The 522-nt window shown below is 49.0% G+C and carries 1 protein-coding gene; it reads right to left on the bottom strand.

Annotated features, from left to right (window positions below):
* A partial coding sequence (locus HY58_RS19685; RefSeq protein ID WP_039135697.1) for a hypothetical protein occupies positions 1–522 on the bottom strand: 522 nt, incomplete at both ends.

The following is a 522-nucleotide window of genomic DNA, read 5'->3' as shown; positions in this document are numbered from 1 at the left end:
AATCGTCGCCGTCAGCAGCGGATTGACTACAATCTCCATCGTACCTTCGCCCCTACAACCGTTGGAATTGGTAACTGTATAGGTAATTGTATGCGTTCCTATGCCTACCGCTGCCGGATCAAACACTCCCTCCTGTGTAACTCCGTTGCCAACCCAGGTACCACCAGCAGGAGTAGGATTCAGCTGTACAACGTCATCATTTATACATAAAGGATCCATAGTTGGCAGAATTACTTCCACATCTTCGATGTTTATAGTAATGCTGCAAGTCAGGGTTGTACAGGCTGTCTCCACGGTCCAGGTAATAATAGATACACCGGGGTCATAGTTACCGCTGGCATCTGTTCCGGTACCATTAGCAGTCGTTGCCCCTGTTACCTCCCAAGTGATAATAGCATCTTGTTCGCAACTGCTGTTCACCAGTAGTTCAGGAATGGTATAGTTACCACTTGCGGTGAGGCAGAAGGTTTGGTCTTGGGGGCATGAGATAGCAAGGGTTGCCGGCGTCAACGTAAAGGTCGC

The organism is Flavihumibacter sp. ZG627 (assembly GCF_000814325.1).
Taxonomy (GTDB): domain Bacteria; phylum Bacteroidota; class Bacteroidia; order Chitinophagales; family Chitinophagaceae; genus Flavihumibacter.
Note: the sequence above shows the minus strand (reverse complement) of the source record. Positions and strands in the feature narration are given on the sequence as shown.